Source organism: Tumebacillus flagellatus, from assembly GCF_000714935.1.
Classification (GTDB): Bacteria; Bacillota; Bacilli; order Tumebacillales; family Tumebacillaceae; genus Tumebacillus; species Tumebacillus flagellatus.
In genome coordinates, this window is sequence record NZ_JMIR01000096.1 from 1 (window position 1) to 702 (window position 702).

At 57.8% G+C, this 702-nt stretch carries 1 rRNA gene; it reads right to left on the minus strand.

The annotated features are described in order from the left end of the window. A 23S ribosomal RNA gene (locus tag EL26_RS23125) occupies positions 1-702 on the minus strand; the annotation flags it as partial.

Here is a 702-nt window from a genome sequence, read left to right on the forward strand (position 1 = left end):
CCTCCAGCCTATCCAACCCAGTCGTCTACTGGGGGTCTTACCATGTTGACCATGTGGGAAGTCTTTCTTGAAGGGGGGCTTCGCGCTTAGATGCTTTCAGCGCTTATCCCTTCCCGACATAGCTACCCAGCGATGCGGTTGGCACCACAACTGGGACACCAGCGGTCGGTTCATCCCGGTCCTCTCGTACTAAGGACAACTCCTCTCAAACTTCCTGCGCCCACGGCAGATAGGGACCGAACTGTCTCACGACGTTCTGAACCCAGCTCGCGTACCGCTTTAATGGGCGAACAGCCCAACCCTTGGGACCGACTACAGCCCCAGGATGCGATGAGCCGACATCGAGGTGCCAAACCTCCCCGTCGATGTGGACTCTTGGGGGAGATAAGCCTGTTATCCCCAGGGTAGCTTTTATCCGTTGAGCGATGGCCCTTCCACTCGGAACCACCGGATCACTATGCCCGACTTTCGTCCCTGCTCGACTTGTAGGTCTCGCAGTCAAGCTCCCTTATGCCATTGCACTCGGAGCGCGATTTCCAACCGCGCTGAGGGAACCCTTGGGCGCCTCCGTTACTTTTTAGGAGGCGACCGCCCCAGTCAAACTGCCCGCCTGACACTGTCCTTACACCCGCTTCAGGGTGCCAAGTTAGAAGATCAATACCTCAAGGGTGGTATCCCAACGTCGACTCCACCGAGGCTGGC